The sequence below is a fragment of the Rathayibacter sp. VKM Ac-2856 genome (assembly GCF_013205055.1).
Classification (GTDB): Bacteria; Actinomycetota; Actinomycetes; order Actinomycetales; family Microbacteriaceae; genus Rathayibacter.
Window position 1 is genome coordinate 336,209 of the sequence record NZ_JABMLF010000002.1, and the last position, 18,776, is coordinate 354,984.

The window sequence follows — 18,776 nt, forward strand, 5'->3', positions numbered from 1 at the left end:
GTGGGGGCATGGGCATGAGGCGCTGGATCGCACCGGCGGCGGGCGTGCTGCTCGTCGTGGTCGGGATCGTCGTGGGCGCCACCGCCCCGGGCCGCGAGGCGTCGTTCGGCTGGTTCGCCTACGCCCCGCTCTCGGGATCGACGTTCTCGCCGGGTGGGATCGTGGTCGTCACGCCGGCGCTGGGGCTCGCCGCCGCGCTCGTCGTGCTCGGCCTGCTGGTGCTGGCGTTCTGCGCGGGCGGGGCCGTCGCCCGCCGTCGCACCCTGCGGACCTCCGGCACGTGAGACGAGCCTCGGCACGCCGGATCGGCCCGTTCCACGAGCCGGAGCTGCTTCCACGAGCCGAAGCTCGCCCCGACGGACCTCCGGCACGCGAAACCAGCCTCGGCACGCCGAATCGGCCCGATTCCACGAGCCGGAGCTGATTCCACGAGCCGGAGCTCGCCCCGACGGACCTCCGGCACGCGAAACCAGCCTCGGCACGCCGAATCGGCCCGATTCCACGAGCCGGAGCTGATCCCACGAGCCGAAACTCGCCCCGACGGACCTCCGGCACGCGAAACCAGCCTCGGCACGCCGAATCGGCCCGATTCCACGAGCCGAAGACGATTCCACGAGCCGGAGCTCACCCCGACGGACCTCCGGCACGCTAAACCAGCCTCGGCACACCGGAACGGCCCGAATCCACGAGCCAGAGCTGAATCCACGAGCCGGAGCCGAATCCACGAGCCGGAGCTGAGCAGGGGTCCGGACGCGAACGGACCCGAACCGGAGCCTGCGCGCGAAGCAGAGCCCGGTTTCCGTCCACTCGCGTGCCGCTCCGACTGCCAGTGGACGGGGAACGGGGGCTGCGAGGGGGCCGGGGCCCGTTCCGGGTCCGGTCGCGGGGCCGCGTTCGGGACGCGGCGCGCCACTAGGGTGAGCGCACCCGCCGCCGCCGCGATCCCCGCGCGGCCGGGACTCCGAGAGAGGCGGCCGCCGTGGTCCCCGACATCAATCCGTGGGCGGTCGCCCTGGCCACCCTGTCGACGATGATCGTGGGGTCGATCTGGTACACCCCGAAGGTCTTCGGCACGCTCTGGATGCGGCTGGCCGGCATCAGCCGGGAGCGGATGAGCAGCCGCAGCCCGCTCGTCCCGATCCTGGTCACCCTCGTGGTCAGCCTGGTCACCGCGCTCGTCCTGGCCGGCTGCGTCGACATCGCGCACGCCTTCTACGGCGGCAGCTGGTTCGCGAACTCGCTGATCACCGGGCTGTTCCTCTTCGTCGGCTTCACCGCCGCGCGGATGATCACCCACGACGCGTTCGAGGGCCGCCCGGCGAAGCTGACGATCCTGAACATCACGCACGAGCTGGTGACGATCCTCGTCATGGCGGCGATCATCGGCCTGCTGCCGGCCTGATCACCGCCGCCGCCTCAGCGCTCGGCGCGCGCGTCCTCCGGAGCCTCCGACGACGACGAGGACGCTGCGGACGGCACCGCGTCCGCAGGCGCCGCCAGGCTCTCGCGGTGCAGGCGCTCCGCCTCCTCGCCGCCGACGGCCTCGCCGCGCGCGACCATGCCGGACTGGTCGGACAGCGGGATCTGCTTGAGCAGCAGCGCGAGCACGAAGGCGATCGCGATGAAGGGCAGCAGGTACCAGAACACCGGCGCCAGCGACTCGGCGTAGGCGCGGACGACGCCGTCGCGGACGTCGTCCGGCAGGGCGCTCAGCGCCTGCGGGTCGAGCGTCGCGGTGGCCCCGCCGACGTCGGCGACGCCCGCGTCGGTGAACACGGTGGTCAGCTTCTCGGCGAGGGAGTTGGTGAAGATCGTGCCGAAGACGGCCACGCCGAGCGACGCGCCCACCTCGCGGAAGTAGTTGTTCGTGCTGGTCGCCGTGCCGATCATCTCGGGTGCGACGGCGTTCTGCACCACCAGGACGATGACCTGCATGATCAGGCCGAGACCGGCGCCGAAGAAGAAGAGGTAGACGCAGATCAGCGGGATCGGGGTCTCGGCGGTCAGCGTGGTCATCGCCGCCATCGCGAGGCCGGTGAGCAGAGCGCCGACGGTCGGGTAGGCCTTGTAGCGGCCCGTCCGGGAGATCGCGATGCCGGAGTAGATGGACGTGCCCATCAGGCCCGCCATCATCGGCAGCATCAGGAGCCCGGAGGCGGCGGCGGAGGTGCCCGAGGCCATCTGCAGGAAGGTCGGCACGAAGGCGATGGCGGAGAACATGCCGAGGCCGAGGGTGAGGCCGATCGCCGTCGCGTTCACGAAGATCGGATTGCGGAACAGGCTCAGCGGGATGATCGGGTCCTCGGCCCGCGACTCCACCCAGATGAAGCCGGCGACGGCCGCGATGAGCCCGGCGCCGAAGGCCCAGGTCTCGAGCGCGCCCCAGCCGTGCGCGGCGTCGCCGCCGAAGTCGGTGAAGAAGATCAGGCAGGTGGTGGCGATCGAGAGCAGCAGGACGCCGGGGACGTCGATCCGCTTCGTCGCGCGCTTGCTCGGCAGGGTCAGCGCGAACCAGGCGATCGCGAAGGCCGCGATGCCGACCGGGATGTTGATGTAGAACGCCCACTGCCAGGTGAGGTGGTCGACGAAGAGGCCGCCGAGCAGCGGACCGGCGACGGCGGAGAGACCGAAGACCGCGCCGAGCGGGCCCATGTACTTGCCGCGCTCGTTGGCGGGGACGATGTCGGCGATGATCGCCTGCGACAGGATCATCAGCCCGCCGCCGCCGAGGCCCTGCAGGGCGCGGAAGACGACGAACGACCAGAAGTCGCCCGCCAGCGCGCAGCCCACCGAGGCCAGGGTGAACAGCGCGATGGCGATCAGGAAGAGCGTGCGCCGGCCGAGGACATCGCCGAACTTGCCGTAGATCGGCATCACGATCGTGGTCGCGAGCAGGTACGCCGTGGTGATCCAGGCCTGGTGCTCGACGCCGCCGAGCTGCCCGACGATCGTGGGCATCGCGGTCGAGACGATCGTCTGGTCGAGGCTCGAGAGGAGCATGCCGGCGATCAGCGCGGAGAAGATGATCCAGATCCGGCGCTGCGTGAGCAGGAGCGGAGGGGCGGTGGCGGTCATGGCGTCCTCGGGGTCGGGTGGGGCGTGAGGGGGCGGGAGGGCTCGGGGCGGCGGACTGGGTCGGCGGGAAGCGGCCGGGTCAGCCGAGCAGCAGGCGCGTCACGGCCGCGATGCGGTCCTGCGCGAGGCGCTCGAGCGGCACGGAGCCGTCGGAGTCGAGATAGGCGCCGGCCGCGCTGCGGACGACGGTGCCGGCGGTCTGCACGGCGAGCAGCACGGCCGGATCGGCGGGGTCGAGGCCCTCGCGGCGCGCGACCAGGTCGGCGACGAGCAGGTCGCGCTGCGCGCCGACGTCGAGCAGGGCCTGGAGGAGCTGGGGCTCGCGATCGGCGACGGCGACGAACTCGCGCACGCTGTCGGCGTTCAGCCCGATCGCGGCGAAGTGCACGGCGCCCAGGGCGACGAGGGCCTGGAGCAGCGAGACGCCGGGCCGGCGCTCGAGGAACGCGGCGACGCTGTCGTCGTCCAACCCCTCCTCGGGACGGCCGACGATCGCGTACTCCTTGCTCGGGAAGTAGTTGAAGAAGGTGCGGCGCGAGATGCCGACCTCCTCGCAGAGCTCCTCGACCGTGAACCCGGAGAAGCCGTGCCGGATCGTCAGCTCGCGAGCGGCCCGGGCCAGCGCGCTGCGGCGCTCGGCGGCGCGCTGATCGCGTCGGGTGGTGGTCGCGCTCTCTTGCATACCGTGCATCATTGCACCCTGCGGTCGAGAGTGCAATCTTCGTGCTGTCGCGGATGCATGACCCCCGTCCGGGGGACTAACGGGCTCCAGCCCTGAACGGGGGCGGATCGAGCGATACCGTCTTCGCGGGGGCGCGACGCCGTCTCCTGACCGACCGGGGGGAACGATGTCGCAGCAGACCACGCAGGACCCGTCGCCGGGCGCCGAGGCGCCGGCGGACGCGCAGGACCTCGAGGCACGGCGCGCCGCCGCCATCGAGGCGCTCGGCCTGATGGGCTCCGGCCCCGAGGAGCGCTTCGACCGCATCACGCGGATGGCGCAGGAGCTCTTCCACGTGCCGGTCGCGGAGATCCACATCCTCGACGAGACGACGCTCTTCACGAAGTCGCCGCAGCCCGACGGGCCGGTCTCCTACCCCCGCGCGGGGACGTTCTGCGACGCGACGCTCGAGAAGCGCAGCACGCTCGTCGTCCCCGACCTCACCGCCGACGGCGCGTGGGCGCAGAACGTGCACGTCTCCGGTCCGCCGCACGTGCAGTTCTACGCCGGTCGCCCGCTGACGGTGGACGACGGCCTGCAGCTCGGCACGCTCTGCCTGCTCGACTTCGTGCCGCGCGCGCTCAGCCCGGAGGAGGAGCTCCTCTTCGAGGAGTTCGGCCAGTGGGTCGAGCGCGAGCTGCGCGACACCGCGGAGTGGGACCGCGCCGCCGACGTGCAGGCGCGCCTGGCCCCCGCCGCGTTCCGCCACCCCGCGGGCTACGACCTCGCCGGGGCCTCGCTGCCCAAGTGGCAGATCTGCGGCGACTTCTACAGCTGGACCGCGACGGAGGCGGTCGTCGACCTGACCCTCGTCGACGTGATGGGCAAGGGCACCGGGGCCGCGATCCTCGCCGCGGGCATCCGCGCCGCGTTCCGCGCCCGGGCCGGCGGCGCTCCGGACGAGGTCGTCTCGGCGGTCAGCGAGCAGCTGCAGCCCGACTTCTCGGCGACCGAGACCTTCGCCACGCTCCTCCACGGCCGGCTCGACACCGCGACCGGGCGCCTCGACTTCGTCGACGCGGGCCACGGGCTCACCGTCCTCCTCCGCGCCGACGGCACGTTCCACCGGCTCGCCGCGCTCGGCCTCCCCCTGGGCATCACCGAGGACGGCGGCTGGGTCACGCAGACGGTCGATCTGGCGGTCGGCGACTCGCTGGTCTCCTTCACCGACGGCGTGCTCGACCTCTTCGACGGGACGCTGCAGTCGCTGGTGCAGGCGGCCGACCTGGTCCGCACCTCCGAGGGCGCCATCGGCTTCCTCACCGCCCTGAGCGCGCTCGCCCGCTCCGGCCGGGCGATCGACGACATCACCGCCCTCCTCGTGACGCGGACGCACGAGGTCCCCCTCCCCGCGTCCGGCGCGGCGGAGACCGAGCAGGAGCACGCATGACCTTCAGCACCGAGACGATCGCCCCCGGCGTCGCCGTCATCACCGCGGCCGGCCGGCTCAACCTCGCGGCCGCCCAGGAGCTGCGGACGGTGGTGCGCCGCTCGATCGACGAGGGCGGCTCCCGCGTCGTCGTCGAGCTGAGCGGGGTCAGCTTCATGGACTCGTCCGGGCTCGGCGCCCTCGTCGCCTGCCTCAAGAGCGCCCGCCAGGCCGGCGGCGACCTCCGGATCGCCGCTCCGAGCCCCCAGGTCTCGATGGTGCTCGAGCTCTCGAATCTCGACCGCGTGCTCGTCGGCTACGCCTCGGCCGGCGACGCGTACCGTGACTGAGCGCACCCTCGCGTTCCGGACGCCGCCGGACGACATCGATCTCGTGCACGACATGCTCGACTCGCTCTTCACCGAGCGCTCCGACGTGGGAGCGCGCGACCGGATGGAGTTCGAGACGGCGCTCGTCGAGCTCGTCTCCAACGTCATCCAGCACGCCGTCTCGACCACCGCGGTGCTCTGCCGCCTCGTCGTCACCGTCGACGACGACGTGCTCCGCGCCGAGCTGATCGACACCGCCGACCCGCCCGGCGTCGACACCGGACCGCGGGAGATGCCGGACGCGTTCGCCGAGTCCGGTCGCGGCATCGCGCTCATCCAGGCGCTGGTCACCGTGTTCGACCACGAGCGCACCGCGAGCCGCAACCTGTGGTCGATCAGCAAGGACCGCGCGACGCAGGGCTGACCCGCGGAGGTCCGATCCCTGCGAGCCGGACCCCGCTCAGCCGATCGTCTGCGCGGTGATGACCGCCGCGGCCCGGGCGAGGTCCTCGACGACCTCGGCCTCGGCCAGCCGCGGCGACGCCCGCAGCACCTCGGCGCTCACCGCGCCGTAGCGCTCGTCGACCGCCGCGAGCAGCGCGGTGCCGGAGTCGGTCAGCCGGAGCAGGACGCTGCGGCGGTCCTGCGGATTCGCCAGCCGGTCGAGGTGCCCGGCCTTGGCCAGGCGGTCGAGCAGCGCGGTGACCGCGCCGGTCGTCAGGCCCAGCTCGAGCCCCAGCCACTTGGGCGTCAGGCCGGGCTCCTCGGCGAGCGCCTCCAGCGCGCTCAGCTCCGAGATCCCGATTCCGACGTCGAGGGCGACGGCGCTGCGGAGGTGGCGCTGCGCGGTCTCGAGCTGCCGCAGGGCGTGGCGGAGCGCCGCTCCGGCGGGCTGATCGCCGCCGTCGTCGAGGTGTGCGTTCTCGGGATCCATGGGGGCCTCCTCGCGGATCGGAGCAGGCCCGCCGGCGCTGCACCGGATGTACCTACAACAGGGGGTATTCGAACAATTGCAAAGTATCTTTGCCATCAAGTAACTTACTCGACAAGCCAGTAAGAACCCCACAGCGAACTGCACGGCAGTTCACCTTGTACCCGATCAGGAGTCCTGTCATGTCGAACCACACCGCCGCTCCCCGCAAGCGCGTCCGCTTCGCCCCCCTCGTCCTCGCCACCAGCGTCGCCGCCGCGGCCCTCCTGTCGGTCTCGATGTCCGGCACCCTGTCCGGCTTCGTCGCCAGCATCACCAACACCAACAACACCGCCGCCTCCGGCTCGCTGGTCATGGAGGAGAAGTCGACCGGCACCACGCCCGTCACCTGCCTCAGCACCGACGGCGGCTCGATCAGCACCAACACCGCGACCTGCTCGACCATCAACAAGTTCGGCGGATCGACCACGATGATCCCCGGCCAGACCGTCAGCACCTCGATCACGATCAAGAACGCCGGCACCGTCTCGGCCAACACCTTCACCCTCACCCCCGGCGCCACCTGCGCGCAGTCGGCCAACGCCGCCGCCGGCTCCTCGGGCACCGCGACCGACTTCTGCTCCAAGCTGAACGTCGTCATCACCTCCGGCAGCACCACCGTCTACAGCGGCACCGCCGCCGCGCTCGCCGGCTCGGCCGCCAAGTCGCTCGCCACCGCCCCCGTCACCGCCGGCACCAGCACCCCCTTCACCATCGCCGTCACGCTCGACTCCTCCGCCGGCAACACCTACCAGGGCCTCTCCGCCTCGCTCCCCCTCACCTGGACCTTCGCCAGCTGATCGACGGCCCGGGCACCCCGCCCGGGCCCCTGCTGATCGATCGGCTCGCAAGGCGATCCATGCTGATCGAGTAGCCCGCACAGCGGGCGTATCGAGATCCACCCGAAGACCGCTTCCCCCGAAGCACCCGCCCCACCCGCACCACCCCCCCCACAGCACCCGAACACCCGACACCCGCACACCGGGGGCCGCCGCCTGGGCGGCCCCCTCCCCGCCGAGGAGGTGGACCCCGTGACCACCCTGCAGACCCGCCGCGCGCAGACCCCCGAGCCGGAGTCCACCGCCCCCGTCACCACCGCCCTCGAGATCCCCGTCTCCTCCTCCCCCGTCTCCACCCCCACCGCCCCCGACTCCCGCCCCCGCTCCACCCGCCTGCGCACCATCGCGACCTGGACCGTCACCGCCCTCATCGCCGCCCTCGTCCTCGCCGCCTTCCTCTTCCACGCCTCCGGCGGACGCTGGTTCATCGTCCAGACGCCGTCGATGGGCACCGCCGCTCCCGTCGGCACCCTGGTCCTCACCGCCCCGACCGCCCTCGAGGACATCGAGGTCGGCGACGTCGTCAGCTTCCACCCCTCCACCACCCCCGACGAGACCTACACCCACCGCGTCGTCGACCTCGCGGACGACGGCGCCCTGGTCACCCGCGGCGACATCAACGGCGCGACCGACCCCTGGGCGACCGGCGCCGAGCAGCTGATCGGGAAGGTCGTCGTCGCGCTCCCCGGCGCCGGCTGGCTCGCGAAGGGCCTGCCGATGCTCCTCGCGGGCTCGGTCCTCGTCCTGCTGCTCACCCGCCTGCTCTCCTCCCCCACCCACCGCGCGGCGATGCGCGTCCTGGGGATCTCGCTCGTCGCGTCCTTCACGGTCTTCGTCCTCCGCCCGTTCGTCGGGATCGTCGTCCTCGAGGCGACCGTCGAGGACGGACAGACGGACGCCTCGCTCGTCTCGGTCGGCATGCTCCCGATCCGGGTCACCGCGGTCGGCGGCACGCACGTCGATCTCGTCTCCGGCCAGGTCGGCAGCATCCAGGTGCCCGCGAACGGCGAGGACTTCTACAACGTCTCCTCCGCGCTGCACCTGCCGCTCTGGGGCTGGATCGTCTTCGGCGCCCTCTGCGCCGCCCCCGTCCTCTGGACCGTGCTGGTCGGCCTCCCCGCCGAGGCGGAGCCGCGCGGCGAGCACGGCCGCCGCGCCCGCACGGCCGAGCCCGCCGAGTCCGAGACCGCGCAGCCCGCTGAGGCCGCCGCCGGAGCCACCGCGCCCGCACGGCCCGCTCGGCCCGCGCAGCCCACGCAGCCCACGCAGCCCACCGAGCCCGAGACCGCACGATGAGCCGCCACCGCCGCGAGCGCGCCGCCGCGCCCCGCAGCCTCCGCGCCACTCTCGCCGCGCTCGTCGTCGCCGCCCTCTCGGCCGTCCTCTTCCTCGCCCCCGCCACCTCCGGCGCCTACGTCGCCTCGATCCGCAATTCGAACAACACCGTCGGCAGCGCCGCCGCCTTCTTCACCTGCGACAGCGCGTACGCCGCGGACAAGGGCGACGCGCTCTTCTCCTACACGCTCGCGCAGGCGACCACATCGACCACTGCGCCCGACACCTCCACCGGCAACAGCAACCGCGCCGGCACCTACCGCCCGGCGATGACCAGCTCCGCGGCCACCCCGAAGGCCTGCCCGCGCGACCCCGGCGGCTCCTGGCTGCTGAACGGCACGAACGGCTACCTCAGCACGCCGATGCTGGTGAGCAACCCGACCACCTTCAGCACGGAGATCTGGTTCAAGACCACGGTCGCGGGCGGCAAGCTCTTCAGCTTCAACACCAGCCGCGACACCGCGGGCAGCCAGTACGACCGGCACACCTACGTCGGCGCGGACGGCCGTCTCGTCTTCGGCATCTACAACAACGGCGTCCAGTCGATCACCAGCCCGAACCCGGTGAACGACGGAGCCTGGCACCACGTCGTCTCCACCCTCTCGCCGACCGGCGGGATGACCCTTTGGCTCGACGGCGCCAGGGTCGCCGGCAACACCGCCTTCCGCACCGCGGAGACCAGCAACGGCTACTGGAAGATCGGCTACGACACCCTCGGCGGCTCCTGGACCAACGTCGGGCCTGCCTCCTTCTCCGGCAGCCTGCGCTACGCCGCCGTCTACTCGACCGCGCTGACCCAGACGCAGGTGCAGAACCACTACAACGCCGGCCGCTGAGCGGCCGCGCTGCACCACGCCCCGCCACTCCGCCGCGTCGACCGGCCCTTCCACCTCTCCGCAGCACCCGCCCCGCACCACCCGCCTCCGCACCCGAACGGACCCCGCCATGACCAGCTCCATCGCGCCCGGCCTCTCCCGCCGCTCGCTCACCACGACCGCGCTCTGGACCGTCCCGGTGATCGCCGTCGCGGCCGGCGCCCCGATGGCCGCCGCGTCCACCGCCCCCTGCACGAGCATCACCCGGTTCGCGGCCGCCGACTCGGGCGGGAACCCGGCGACCCTCTCCGCGACCTCCGCCTCGGGCCGCACCTCGACGATCCGCATCACCTCCGCCCTCGCCGCGGGCACGGTCGACCTCTCCGGCGGCACGCGCTACAACATGACGCAGAACGGCTCGGGCTGGGCGGGCAACGCCCCCGGCGGCGTCCCCTCCGAGTACTCGTTCGCGGGCTTCGGCCCGGCGGGCGCGCTCGTGCTCAACCAGCGCCGCGAGGGCGACCTCGCCGTCCTCCCCAGCCCCGGCTCCGACGCGCAGACCCTGACCTTCGAGTTCCGCGACGCCGACGGCGCGCTGTTCCACCCGGTCGACTTCCAGCTGACGATCTTCGACATCACCTCGAACACCGACGCGAACTCGTGGGTCCCCACCTACTGGGATGCCGTCGGCTTCAGCACCGAGCCGACCTCGATCACGACCGTCGGCTCGAACACCGGCGCCGGCAAGGGCACCCTCGCCGACCCGTTCCGCCGCATGACCGGGAACGAGTTCACGACGGCCGGCGTCACCCGCTCCGACACCTTCCGCTTCACCCGCTTCCCCTCGGGCAGCACCCTCACCTACACCCAGCACGACGGCCGCCAGGGCTGGCACTTCGTCTCCCTCACCGACCTCCGCTTCGGCGCCGACGACTGCTAGCGTCGACCCCGGACGCGTCGCCTGCGGCGCTCCACTTCCGAGGCCCACGCGAGAGCGTGGGCCTTCATGTCTCCCGGGCGGATCCCCGTCGCGCTGTCAGGATGAGGGCATGCGCGCTCTCGTCCTCGACTCGGTCCGCGGCGAGCCGGAGGTCCGCGACGTCCCGACGCCGGTCGCGCCGGCCGACGGCGTCGTCGTGCGGGTGCAGGCCACCGGGCTCTGCCGGAGCGACTGGCACGCCTGGGCCGGCCACGACGACATCGCCTTCCCGCACGTCCCGGGGCACGAGCTCGCCGGTGTCATCGCCGAGGTCGGCGCGGGGGTCCGGAACTGGGCGGTCGGCGACCGGGTGACCGTGCCGTTCGTCTGCGGCTGCGGCCGCTGCGAGTGGTGCCTCCGCGGCGACGCGCAGGTCTGCCCGGATCAGGAGCAGCCCGGCTTCACCCACTGGGGCTCCTTCGCCGAGTACGTGGCGCTGCACGCCGCCGACACGAACCTCGTCGCGATCCCCGACGGCGTCGACGCCGCCACCGCCGCGAGTCTCGGCTGCCGCTTCGCCACGGCGTACCGGGCGCTGGTCGGCCGCGCCCGCGTCCTGCCCGGGGAGTGGGTGACCGTGATCGGGGCGGGCGGCGTGGGCCTCAGCGCGGTGATGGTCGCGCACGCGCTCGGCGCCCGGGTGATCGCGGTCGACCGGAACGCCGGGGCCCTCGAGGTCGCCGCGAGCGTCGGCGCCGAGCACGTCCTCCTCGCCGACGGCCGCGATCTGCCGGCCGCCGTGCACGCGCTGACCGGCGGCGGGAGTCACGTCTCGGTCGACGCCGTCGGCAGCGAGCAGACCTGCGCCGACGCCCTGCTCAGCCTGCGCCGCCGCGGCCGGCACGTGCAGATCGGCCTGCTGCCGCCCGTCGAGGGCCACCCCCGGGTGCCGATGGCGCGCGTGATCGCCTGGGAGCTCGACGTGCTCGGCAGCCACGGGATGGCCGCGCGCGACTACCCAGGGATGCTGAGCCTGATCGAGCAGGGCGTGCTCGCTCCCCAGCGCTTGATCGAGCGCACGATCGGGCTGGAGGAGGCGGCCCGGCTGCTGCCCGTCTTCGACACCGCGAGCCCGGCGGGCATGACGATCATCGACCCCTCTGGTCGCGGGTAACCGCTTTCCGTTACGCTGGCCGGACCATGCAGCCCAGACGACACGACCGCATCCGCCCCCGCTCGAAGGCCCGCGCATGATCCCGCGGATCGGACTCGTCGGCATCGGCGGCTACGGCGCCTCTCACCTCGGCGCCGTCCTCGCGGCGCACCGCGACGAGCGCGTCCGGCTCGTCGGGGTCGCCGACCCGCGGCCCCCGGTCGACGGACTCCTCCCCGACGGCGTCGCGCACCACCCCGATGCGGACGGCCTCTTCGCCGCCGGCGGCACCGACCTGATCATCATCAGCACCCCGATCCACACCCACGCCGCGATCGCGCTCGGGGCGATGGACCACGGCAACGACGTCCTGCTGGAGAAGCCGCCGGCCGCCTCGCTCGCCGAGTTCACCGCGATCAGCGACCGCGCCGCGGCGACCGGCTCGCTCGTGCAGGTCGGCTTCCAGAGCCTGGGCTCCTCCGCGATCCCGGCGATCCGCGCGGCCGTCGCCGACGGCGAGATCGGCGAGGTGGTGCGCTACGGCGCCACGGGAGCGTGGGTCCGCGACGACCGCTACTGGTCGCGCTCCCGCTGGGCCGGCCGCCGCACCCTCGACGGAGCGGTCGTGGCGGACGGCGTCCTCACCAACCCGTTCTCGCACGCGACCGCGACCGCGCTGGCGATCGCCGGCGCGGACCGGCTCGAGGACGTCGTGGACGTGCGCCTGGACCTGCGGCGCGCGAACGAGATCGAGGCCGACGACACCTCGGTCGCCGTGCTGACCCTCGCGGACGGGCTCCGGGTCACGACCGCGGTCACCCTCTGCGCCGAGCGGCCGGAGGAGCCCTCCGTCGAGATCGTCGGCACCCGCGGGACGATCCGCTTCTACTACACGCTCGACGTCGTGCAGCTGGTGCGCGAGGACCTGCCGCCGCGGACCCTGCAGTACGACCGGATCACGCCGTTCGAGGGACTCCTCGCCGCCCGCGAGCTGGGCACCCCGCTGCACGCCGGGCTCGAGCGCACCGGTGGCTTCCTGCGCCTGCTCGACGCGGTGATGGCGGCGCCGTCGCCGCGCGCGCTGCCGGACGACGCCTGGCGCGAGGTGCAGGACATCGAGGGCCGGCACCGCGTGGTCGACGGGATCGAGCACGCCCTGCAGGAGGCGCTGCGCCGCGAGACGACGTTCGACGCGCTCGACCTGCCCTGGAGCTGAGCGGGCGCGGGGCCTGAGCGGGCAGGGGGGCCGGGCGACCACAGGAGCCGAGCCCCCACAGACGCCCAGCCCGCCCGCTCCCCGCGGGAAGGGGTTCCCGGTCCGCCGCTCACCCTCCAGCGCCGGCGGACCGGGAGTTCAGGGGCGCGAGCCCAGGTGCGGCGACACGCACTCGGCGAACGACGCGACGACGCGCTCCGCCACCTCCGGGTACGCCGTGTCCCAGACCTCCTGGTGGAAGATCTCGACCTCGACGTCGCCGGTGTAGCCCGCCTCGACGACCGCGCGGGTGAGCGAGCCGAAGTCGATGACGCCCTCGCCGGGGTAGCGGCGGGCGAGCAGCACGTCGGCCGGCAGCGGAGTGGCCCAGTCGCAGACCTGGTAGCTCGCGATGCGGCCCTCCGCTCCGGCGCGCGCGATCTGCGCGAGGACCTGCGGGTCCCACCAGATGTGGAAGGTGTCGACGACGACGCCGACCGCGGCCGCGTCGAACGGCGCGGCCAGATCGAGGGCCTGGCCGAGGGTCGAGACGACGGCCCGGTCCGAGGCGTACATCGGGTGCAGCGGCTCGATCGCGAGCTGCACGCCCGCGGCGACCGCGTCGTCGGCGAGCTCGGCCAGCGCGTCCTGCACGCGGGCGCGGGCGCCCACGACGTCGCGCGAGCCGGCCGGCAGACCGCCCGCGACGAGCACGAGCGCGGAAGCGCCGAGCGCCGCCGTCTCCTCGATCGCGCGGCGGTTCTCGTCGATCGCGGCACGCCGCTCCGGACCCTCGGGCGCGGTGAAGAAGCCGCCGCGGCAGAGGGAGGAGACGCGCAGGCCCGAGTCGGCGACCCGGCGCACGGCCTCCTCGAGACCGACCTCGGCGACCGGCTCGCGCCAGAGGCCGATCGCCGTCATCCCGGCGGCGACGGTGGTGTCCAGCGCCTCGGCGAGCGAGGCGTGCTTGATCGTGGCCTGGTTGAGCGAGAGCCGCGGGTCGACGGCGCTCACGCGTGCGCCGCCTCGACCGCGCGGCGGATCTCGACGCCGTTCAACGCGAGCAGCCCGCTCCAGCGGTCCGCGGCCAGCTCCGGCCGCTCGAGCGCGCCGGACGTGTTCGCGAGCCGGACGATCTCGGAGAGGTGCGGCAGCGAGCGCGCGGAGTGCAGCCCGCCCACCATCGAGAAGGCGGGCTGGTGGCCGTTCAGCCAGGAGAGGAAGGCGACGCCGGTCTTGTAGTACTGCGTCGGCGCGGCGAAGACCTGGCGCGAGAGCGCCTCGGTCGGGCCGAGCACGCGGCGGTACTCGGCGACGTCGCCCGCGTCCAGCGCCTGGATCGCGGCCGAGGCGCTCGGCGCCAGCGCGGCGAACGCGCCGAGCAGCGCGTCCGACCAGCGCCGGGTGCCGTCGGCGTCCTCGGCGCCCTCGATCAGGCCGACGTAGTTGAAGTCGTCGCCGGTGAAGAGCGTCGCGCCCTCGGGCAGCCGGGAGCGCAGCGCGATCTCGGCGTCCGCGTCCAGGAGCGACATCTTGATGCCGCGCACCGAGTCGAGGTTGTCCTCGATGATCCGCTGCACCACCGGGAACGCGTCGACCGGGTCGACCGCGCCGAAGTAGCCCTCGAGCACGCTGTCGAAGGCGGTCCCGAGCCAGTGCAGGACGACCGGCTTCGTGGCGCGCGCGAGCACGGCGGCGTAGACGCGCTCGTAGTCGGCGGCGGTCTCCGCGGCGCGGGCGAGGTGGCGACTGGCCATCAGCACGACCTCCGCCCCCGCGTCCTCGGCGAAGGCGAGCTGCTCGACGTACGCGTCGATCACGGCGTCCAGCGGCACCACGTCCTCGGTGAGCTGGTCGGTGTTGATCCCGACCACGAGCGCACCGCCGACCGCGGCGGCCTCGGCGGCGCTGCGGCGGATCAGCTCCTGCGTCGCGGTCCAGTCCAGGCCCATGTTGCGCTGCGCGGTGTCCATCGCGTCGGCGACGCCGAGGCCCCAGGACCAGACGTGGTGGCGGAAGCCGAGCGTGGCGTCCCAGTCGATCTGGGCCGGGTGCCCGGGGCGGTTCTCGCCGTGCACGAGCGGCACGACGTGCGCGGCGGCGTAGGCGGTGCGCGAGCGCAGCGGGGCGATCGGACGGGTGTGCGCCGGAGCCGGCAGCAGCTCGATCGTGCGGGTCGCGCCGTCGGCGCCGAGGAGGGTCAGCCCGCTCACTGGACGGCGCCCGCCTGGGCCAGCGCCTCGGCGTCCGCGGCGGCGTCGAGCGCGGCGACGTCGATGCGGCGGCCGTCGCGCGAGGACTCCAGGCCCAGCTCGGCCAGGCGCACGCCGCGGGCGCCGGCGAAGAAGTCGTACTCGTGCGGGGCGTCCTCGACCACGTGGCGGATGAACTGCTCCCACTGGGTCTTGAAGCCGTTCTCGAACACGTCGTTGACGGGCAGCTCCTGCCAGTCCTGCGCGTAGTCGTGGGTCTCGGGCAGGTCGGGGTTCCAGGTGGGCTTGGGGGTGGCGACGCGCGGCTGGATCTTGGCGCCGAACAGGCCGACCACGGCCGAGCCGAGGGTGCCGTCGACCTGGAACTCGACGAGCTCCTTGCGGTCGACGCGGACGGCCCAGGAGGAGTTGAGCTGCGCGGTGATGCCGCCGGCGAGGTCGAAGATCGCGTAGGCCGCGTCGTCGGCGGTCGCGGTGTAGGGCGCGCCGCTCTCGTCGACGCGGGTCTCGATGTGCGTGGTCGCCTTGGCGTAGACGCCCTCGATGGGGCCGAAGAGGTTCTCGAGCACGTAGTTCCAGTGCGGGAACATGTCGACGATGATGCCGCCGCCGTCCTCGCTGCGGTAGTTCCAGCTCGGGCGCTGGGCGGCCTGCCAGTCGCCCTCGAAGACCCAGTAGCCGAACTCGCCGCGGACGCTGAGGATGCGGCCGAAGAAGCCGGAGTCGATCAGGCGCTTGAGCTTCTGCAGACCGGGCAGGTAGAGCTTGTCGTGCACGACGCCGTTCTTGATGCCGGCCTCCTTGGCCAGCTCGGCGATCTCGAGCGCCTCGGCGTAGGACTCCGCCGTGGGCTTCTCGGTGTAGATGTGCTTGCCTGCGGCGATGGCCTTCTTGATCGCGGGGACGCGCGCCTTGGTGACGAGGAAGTCGGCGTAGACCTGCCACTTCGGGTCGGCGAGCGCGGCGTCGAGGTCGGTCGTCCAGTTCGTCAGGCCGTGCTTGCCGGCGAGCTCGGCGAGCTTCGCCTCGGAGCGGCCGACGAGCAGCGGCTCGACCTGCACGCGCGTGCCGTCGGAGAGCAGCACGCCGCCCTGCTCGCGGATCGCCAGGATCGAGCGGACGAGGTGCTGGCGGTAGCCCATCCGGCCGGAGGCGCCGTTCAGGATGATCCCGAGGGTGGGGGTGGTCGACTCTGACACGGTGCGCCTTTCGGAGGAGGGGAAGCGTTTTCCCCGATGCTAGTCGCGCGACTGCGCTCCGGGCAAGCGCTTTCCCACCTCTGCGCGGGCAACGCGATCAGGCCGCCTGCGCGACCGGACGCGCAACGGGCCCCACGCCGCGATCAGACCCCGCTCCGCGTCCACTCGCAAGCGCACCTCAGCGCGAGTGGACCCGCAGCGGGCCCCGCAGGTGCGCCGGACCCCGTTCCGCGTCCGATCGCGCGCCGCTGCGCGATCGCGCAGGCCGCGCAGCGGGCGCCCCATGCTGATCGAGTAGCCCGCGGAGCGGGCGTATCGAGATCCGACGTGTGCACACGTGAGGTCTCGATACGCGCTGCGCCCTACTCGACCAGCAAAGGTGACGCGCTGACCGACGAGCCCGCGCAGCGGGCACCCCCTGCTGGTCGCGTCGGCCGCGCAGCGGGCGCCCCATGCTGATCGCGTCGGCCGCGCAGCGGGCGATGCATGCTGATCGAGTAGCCCGCGCAGCGGGCGTATCGAGATCCGACGTGTGCAGACGTGGGCCTCGATACGCGCTGCGCGCTACTCGACCAGCAAGGGGCGGCTAGCGGCGCGGCGGGGTGCTCGCGCGGAGGACGACGCGGGTCGGCAGCTCGACCGCGGTGCCGTCGGCGTCCTCGCCGAGGGCGGCGGCGACGGCGCGCTCGCCGAGCGCCGCGAGCGGGACCGCGACGGTGCTGAGGCCGGGGTGCACGTCCTCCGCGAGGGGCGCGTCGTCGAAGCCCGCGACACCGGTCTGCGCGCCCGGCTCGATCCCGGCGGCCCGCATCGCGGACGCGACGCCGACCGCCATCAGGTCGGTCACCGCGAAGACCAGGTCGATGTCACCCGCGCGCTCCGCGAGCAGCGCGCCCGCCGCATCGAAGGCCCCGTCTCGGGTGAGCGGCGCCTCGACGATCAGGCTCGGATCGACGTCCACCCCCGCGGCGGACAGCCCCTCGAGGAAGCCCTCGACCCGGTCGGACGACGTGAGCACCGCCTCCGGACCGCGCACGATCGCGCAGCGCCGGTAGCCGGCCTCGGCGAGCGCCGCCGCGAGCGCCCGGGCGCCCGCGCGGTTGTCCACCTGCACGGACGGGAACGGCAGCCCGCCCTGGCTGATCATCGCGACCCGCCCGCCGGCCGCCTCGTAGGCCTGCAGCTCGGCGATCAGTGCGTCGCGGTGGCGGTCGGCGGCGAAGCGGCTGCCCGCGAGGACGATCGCCCGCGGTCGCCCGCCGCGCAGCGAGCGCACCAGCGCGAGCTCCCGGTCCGGGTCGCGGTCGGTGACGGCGATCCGCACGTCCAGGCGCGCCGCGTCGGCGGCGGCGATCACCCCGGAGGCGATGCCCGAGAAGTAGGGGTCGGTGATGTCGCTGACGAGCAGCGCGATCGTCGACGTGGTCCCCCGCGCGACGGCCTGCGCGGCCGGATTCGCGGAGTAGCCCAGCGCGGTCGCGGCCGCCTCGACCCGCTCGCGGTACTCCCCCTGCACCTTGCGGGCGCTGCCGTTGAGCACGCGCGACGCGGTGGCGAGGGACACCCCGGCCGCCCGCGCCACGTCGTGCAGGGTCGCGGCGGCGGTCGTTCGTCGTGCTGCCACGATGCTCCTCGATGTCCGGCGGCGGCTTCGCGCGCGCTCGCCAGTGTACGGAGGAGCCGGGCCGCCCAGCAGGTGGGTGTCCGCGGACGCCCGCCCCGACACGCCTCCGACGAGCCGCCGCTCAGCTCGCGTCGAGCGGCGACACCCCCGTCAGCTCGACCGCGCTGTCCCAGAGGCGGCGCGCGGTGTCGCGGTCGCGGGCGGCGCGGTTCGGGTTCACCTGGCGCGGAGCCCCGCGCACCTCGCCGAGGCCGCTCGGTCCGTAGAAGGCGCCGGAGCGCGCCTCCGGCGAGGTCGCCGCGAGCAGCGTCGGCAGCGCGCCCTCGTCGCCGCTCTGCCCGACGGTGCGCATCAGCGCGCCCATCAGCGCGCCCTGGCCCGAGGCGGCGTGGGTGTGCAGCTCGGTCAGCGACATGCCCGGGTGCGCGGCCATCGAGCCGACGCTCGAGCCGGCGCGGCGCAGGCGCCGGTGCAGCTCGAACGAGAAGACGAGGTCGGCGAGCTTCGACTGCCCGTAGGCGGGCCACGCGCTGTAGCGGCGGTGCTCCCAGTTCAGGTCGTCGAAGTCGAGGGTGCCGAAGCGGTGAGCGAGGCTCGAGAGCGACACCACGCGGTCGGCGATCCGGGGCAGCAGCAGCCCGGTCAGCGCGAACGGGCCGAGGAAGTTCGTGCCGAACTGCAGCTCGAAGCCGTCCTTCGTCCGCCCCTCGGGCACCGCCATGATGCCCGCGTTGTTGACGAGCACGTCGATCGGCCCGGTCGCCTCGGCGAACTCGCGCACCGAGGACAGGTCGGCGAGGTCGAGCCGGCGCACGACGACGTCGCCGCCCATCCGCTCGGCCGCCCGCTCGCCCTTCTCCACGGTGCGGCAGGCGAGGACCACGCGCGCGCCGTGCTGGGCGAGCGCCCGCGCGGTCGCCTCGCCGAGGCCGCTGTTGGCACCGGTGACGACGAACGTCCTGCCGGTCTGGTCGGGGATGTCTGCGGCGCTCCAGGAGGTCATCCGCTCACCCTAGATTC

At 73.4% G+C, this 18,776-nt stretch carries 19 protein-coding genes; 11 read left to right on the top strand and 8 right to left on the bottom strand.

Annotated features, from left to right (window positions below; genetic code table 11):
- Positions 1-8: 8 nt before the first annotated feature.
- Positions 9-284 (top strand): hypothetical protein, encoded by a 276-nt coding sequence (locus HQQ82_RS08600; protein WP_173232627.1) that lies wholly within the window; start codon positions 9-11, stop codon positions 282-284.
- Between the two features lie 695 nt (positions 285-979).
- Complete coding sequence (locus tag HQQ82_RS08605; RefSeq protein ID WP_173232628.1) at positions 980-1,402, top strand: DUF1761 domain-containing protein; 423 nt, start codon at positions 980-982, stop codon at positions 1,400-1,402.
- A 14-nt stretch (positions 1,403-1,416) separates the two neighbouring features.
- On the opposite strand, the gene HQQ82_RS08610 is transcribed toward HQQ82_RS08605, so the two are convergent.
- Together HQQ82_RS08610 and HQQ82_RS08615 are read right to left on the bottom strand one after the other, a co-directional pair.
- Entirely contained in the window at positions 1,417-3,075 is a 1,659-nt protein-coding gene (locus tag HQQ82_RS08610; RefSeq protein ID WP_173232629.1) for an MDR family MFS transporter, read from the bottom strand.
- A gap of 79 nt (positions 3,076-3,154) precedes the next feature.
- Entirely contained in the window at positions 3,155-3,766 is a 612-nt protein-coding gene (locus HQQ82_RS08615) for a TetR/AcrR family transcriptional regulator (protein WP_173232630.1), read from the bottom strand.
- Between the two features lie 157 nt (positions 3,767-3,923).
- Here HQQ82_RS08615 and HQQ82_RS08620 point away from each other — a divergent pair, with 157 nt between their 5' ends.
- Genes HQQ82_RS08620 through HQQ82_RS08630 form a run of 3 tightly spaced genes read left to right on the top strand, consistent with a single transcriptional unit; the run spans position 3,924 to position 5,918 of the window.
- Positions 3,924-5,186: a PP2C family protein-serine/threonine phosphatase gene (locus HQQ82_RS08620; protein ID WP_173232631.1), complete on the top strand. Its 1,263-nt coding sequence runs from the start codon at positions 3,924-3,926 to the stop codon at positions 5,184-5,186.
- The gene (locus tag HQQ82_RS08625; protein WP_173232632.1) at positions 5,183-5,515 is read left to right on the top strand and encodes an STAS domain-containing protein; all 333 of its coding nucleotides are present in this window, start codon (positions 5,183-5,185) and stop codon (positions 5,513-5,515) included. The genes HQQ82_RS08620 and HQQ82_RS08625 overlap by 4 nt, the downstream gene beginning before the upstream one ends.
- Positions 5,508-5,918 (top strand): ATP-binding protein, encoded by a 411-nt coding sequence (locus HQQ82_RS08630; protein ID WP_173232633.1) that lies wholly within the window; start codon positions 5,508-5,510, stop codon positions 5,916-5,918. The genes HQQ82_RS08625 and HQQ82_RS08630 overlap by 8 nt, the downstream gene beginning before the upstream one ends.
- 36 nt (positions 5,919-5,954) lie before the next feature.
- Here the strand turns inward: HQQ82_RS08630 and HQQ82_RS08635 are convergent, their stop codons facing one another.
- On the bottom strand, positions 5,955-6,428 hold the full coding sequence (locus tag HQQ82_RS08635) for a MarR family transcriptional regulator (protein ID WP_173232634.1): 474 nt from the start codon (positions 6,426-6,428) through the stop codon (positions 5,955-5,957).
- Positions 6,429-6,607: 179 nt separating this feature from the next.
- Here HQQ82_RS08635 and HQQ82_RS08640 point away from each other — a divergent pair, with 179 nt between their 5' ends.
- From HQQ82_RS08640 to HQQ82_RS08665, 6 genes are all read left to right on the top strand, one after another.
- The gene (locus tag HQQ82_RS08640; protein ID WP_173232635.1) at positions 6,608-7,264 is read left to right on the top strand and encodes a hypothetical protein; all 657 of its coding nucleotides are present in this window, start codon (positions 6,608-6,610) and stop codon (positions 7,262-7,264) included.
- Between the two features lie 231 nt (positions 7,265-7,495).
- On the top strand, positions 7,496-8,599 hold the full coding sequence (locus HQQ82_RS08645) for a S26 family signal peptidase (RefSeq protein ID WP_173232636.1): 1,104 nt from the start codon (positions 7,496-7,498) through the stop codon (positions 8,597-8,599).
- Positions 8,596-9,474: a LamG domain-containing protein gene (locus HQQ82_RS08650; RefSeq protein WP_173232637.1), complete on the top strand. Its 879-nt coding sequence runs from the start codon at positions 8,596-8,598 to the stop codon at positions 9,472-9,474. The genes HQQ82_RS08645 and HQQ82_RS08650 overlap by 4 nt, the downstream gene beginning before the upstream one ends.
- A 109-nt stretch (positions 9,475-9,583) precedes the next feature.
- Positions 9,584-10,393 carry a hypothetical protein gene (locus HQQ82_RS08655; protein ID WP_173232638.1) on the top strand — a complete coding sequence of 270 codons (810 nt, stop codon included), beginning with the start codon at positions 9,584-9,586 and terminating at the stop codon, positions 10,391-10,393.
- 109 nt (positions 10,394-10,502) lie between these two features.
- Positions 10,503-11,546, top strand: coding sequence for a zinc-dependent alcohol dehydrogenase family protein (locus tag HQQ82_RS08660; protein WP_173232639.1), 1,044 nt, complete (start codon positions 10,503-10,505; stop codon positions 11,544-11,546).
- Between the two features lie 76 nt (positions 11,547-11,622).
- Positions 11,623-12,741 carry a Gfo/Idh/MocA family protein gene (locus HQQ82_RS08665; protein WP_173232640.1) on the top strand — a complete coding sequence of 373 codons (1,119 nt, stop codon included), beginning with the start codon at positions 11,623-11,625 and terminating at the stop codon, positions 12,739-12,741.
- Positions 12,742-12,879: 138 nt separating this feature from the next.
- On the opposite strand, the gene HQQ82_RS08670 is transcribed toward HQQ82_RS08665, so the two are convergent.
- The 5 genes from HQQ82_RS08670 to HQQ82_RS08690 form a co-directional block, all read right to left on the bottom strand.
- Positions 12,880-13,734 (bottom strand): sugar phosphate isomerase/epimerase family protein, encoded by an 855-nt coding sequence (locus HQQ82_RS08670; protein WP_367947883.1) that lies wholly within the window; start codon positions 13,732-13,734, stop codon positions 12,880-12,882.
- Positions 13,731-14,933, bottom strand: coding sequence for a DUF993 family protein (locus HQQ82_RS08675; RefSeq protein WP_173232641.1), 1,203 nt, complete (start codon positions 14,931-14,933; stop codon positions 13,731-13,733). The genes HQQ82_RS08670 and HQQ82_RS08675 overlap by 4 nt, the downstream gene beginning before the upstream one ends.
- Positions 14,930-16,075, bottom strand: coding sequence for a Gfo/Idh/MocA family protein (locus tag HQQ82_RS08680; RefSeq protein WP_173232974.1), 1,146 nt, complete (start codon positions 16,073-16,075; stop codon positions 14,930-14,932). Before HQQ82_RS08680 ends, HQQ82_RS08675 begins: the two co-directional genes overlap by 4 nt.
- A 643-nt stretch (positions 16,076-16,718) precedes the next feature.
- Complete coding sequence (locus tag HQQ82_RS08685) at positions 16,719-17,756, bottom strand: LacI family DNA-binding transcriptional regulator (protein WP_367947884.1); 1,038 nt, start codon at positions 17,754-17,756, stop codon at positions 16,719-16,721.
- A gap of 121 nt (positions 17,757-17,877) precedes the next feature.
- Positions 17,878-18,759: an oxidoreductase gene (locus tag HQQ82_RS08690; protein WP_173232642.1), complete on the bottom strand. Its 882-nt coding sequence runs from the start codon at positions 18,757-18,759 to the stop codon at positions 17,878-17,880.
- Positions 18,760-18,776: the final 17 nt, after the last annotated feature.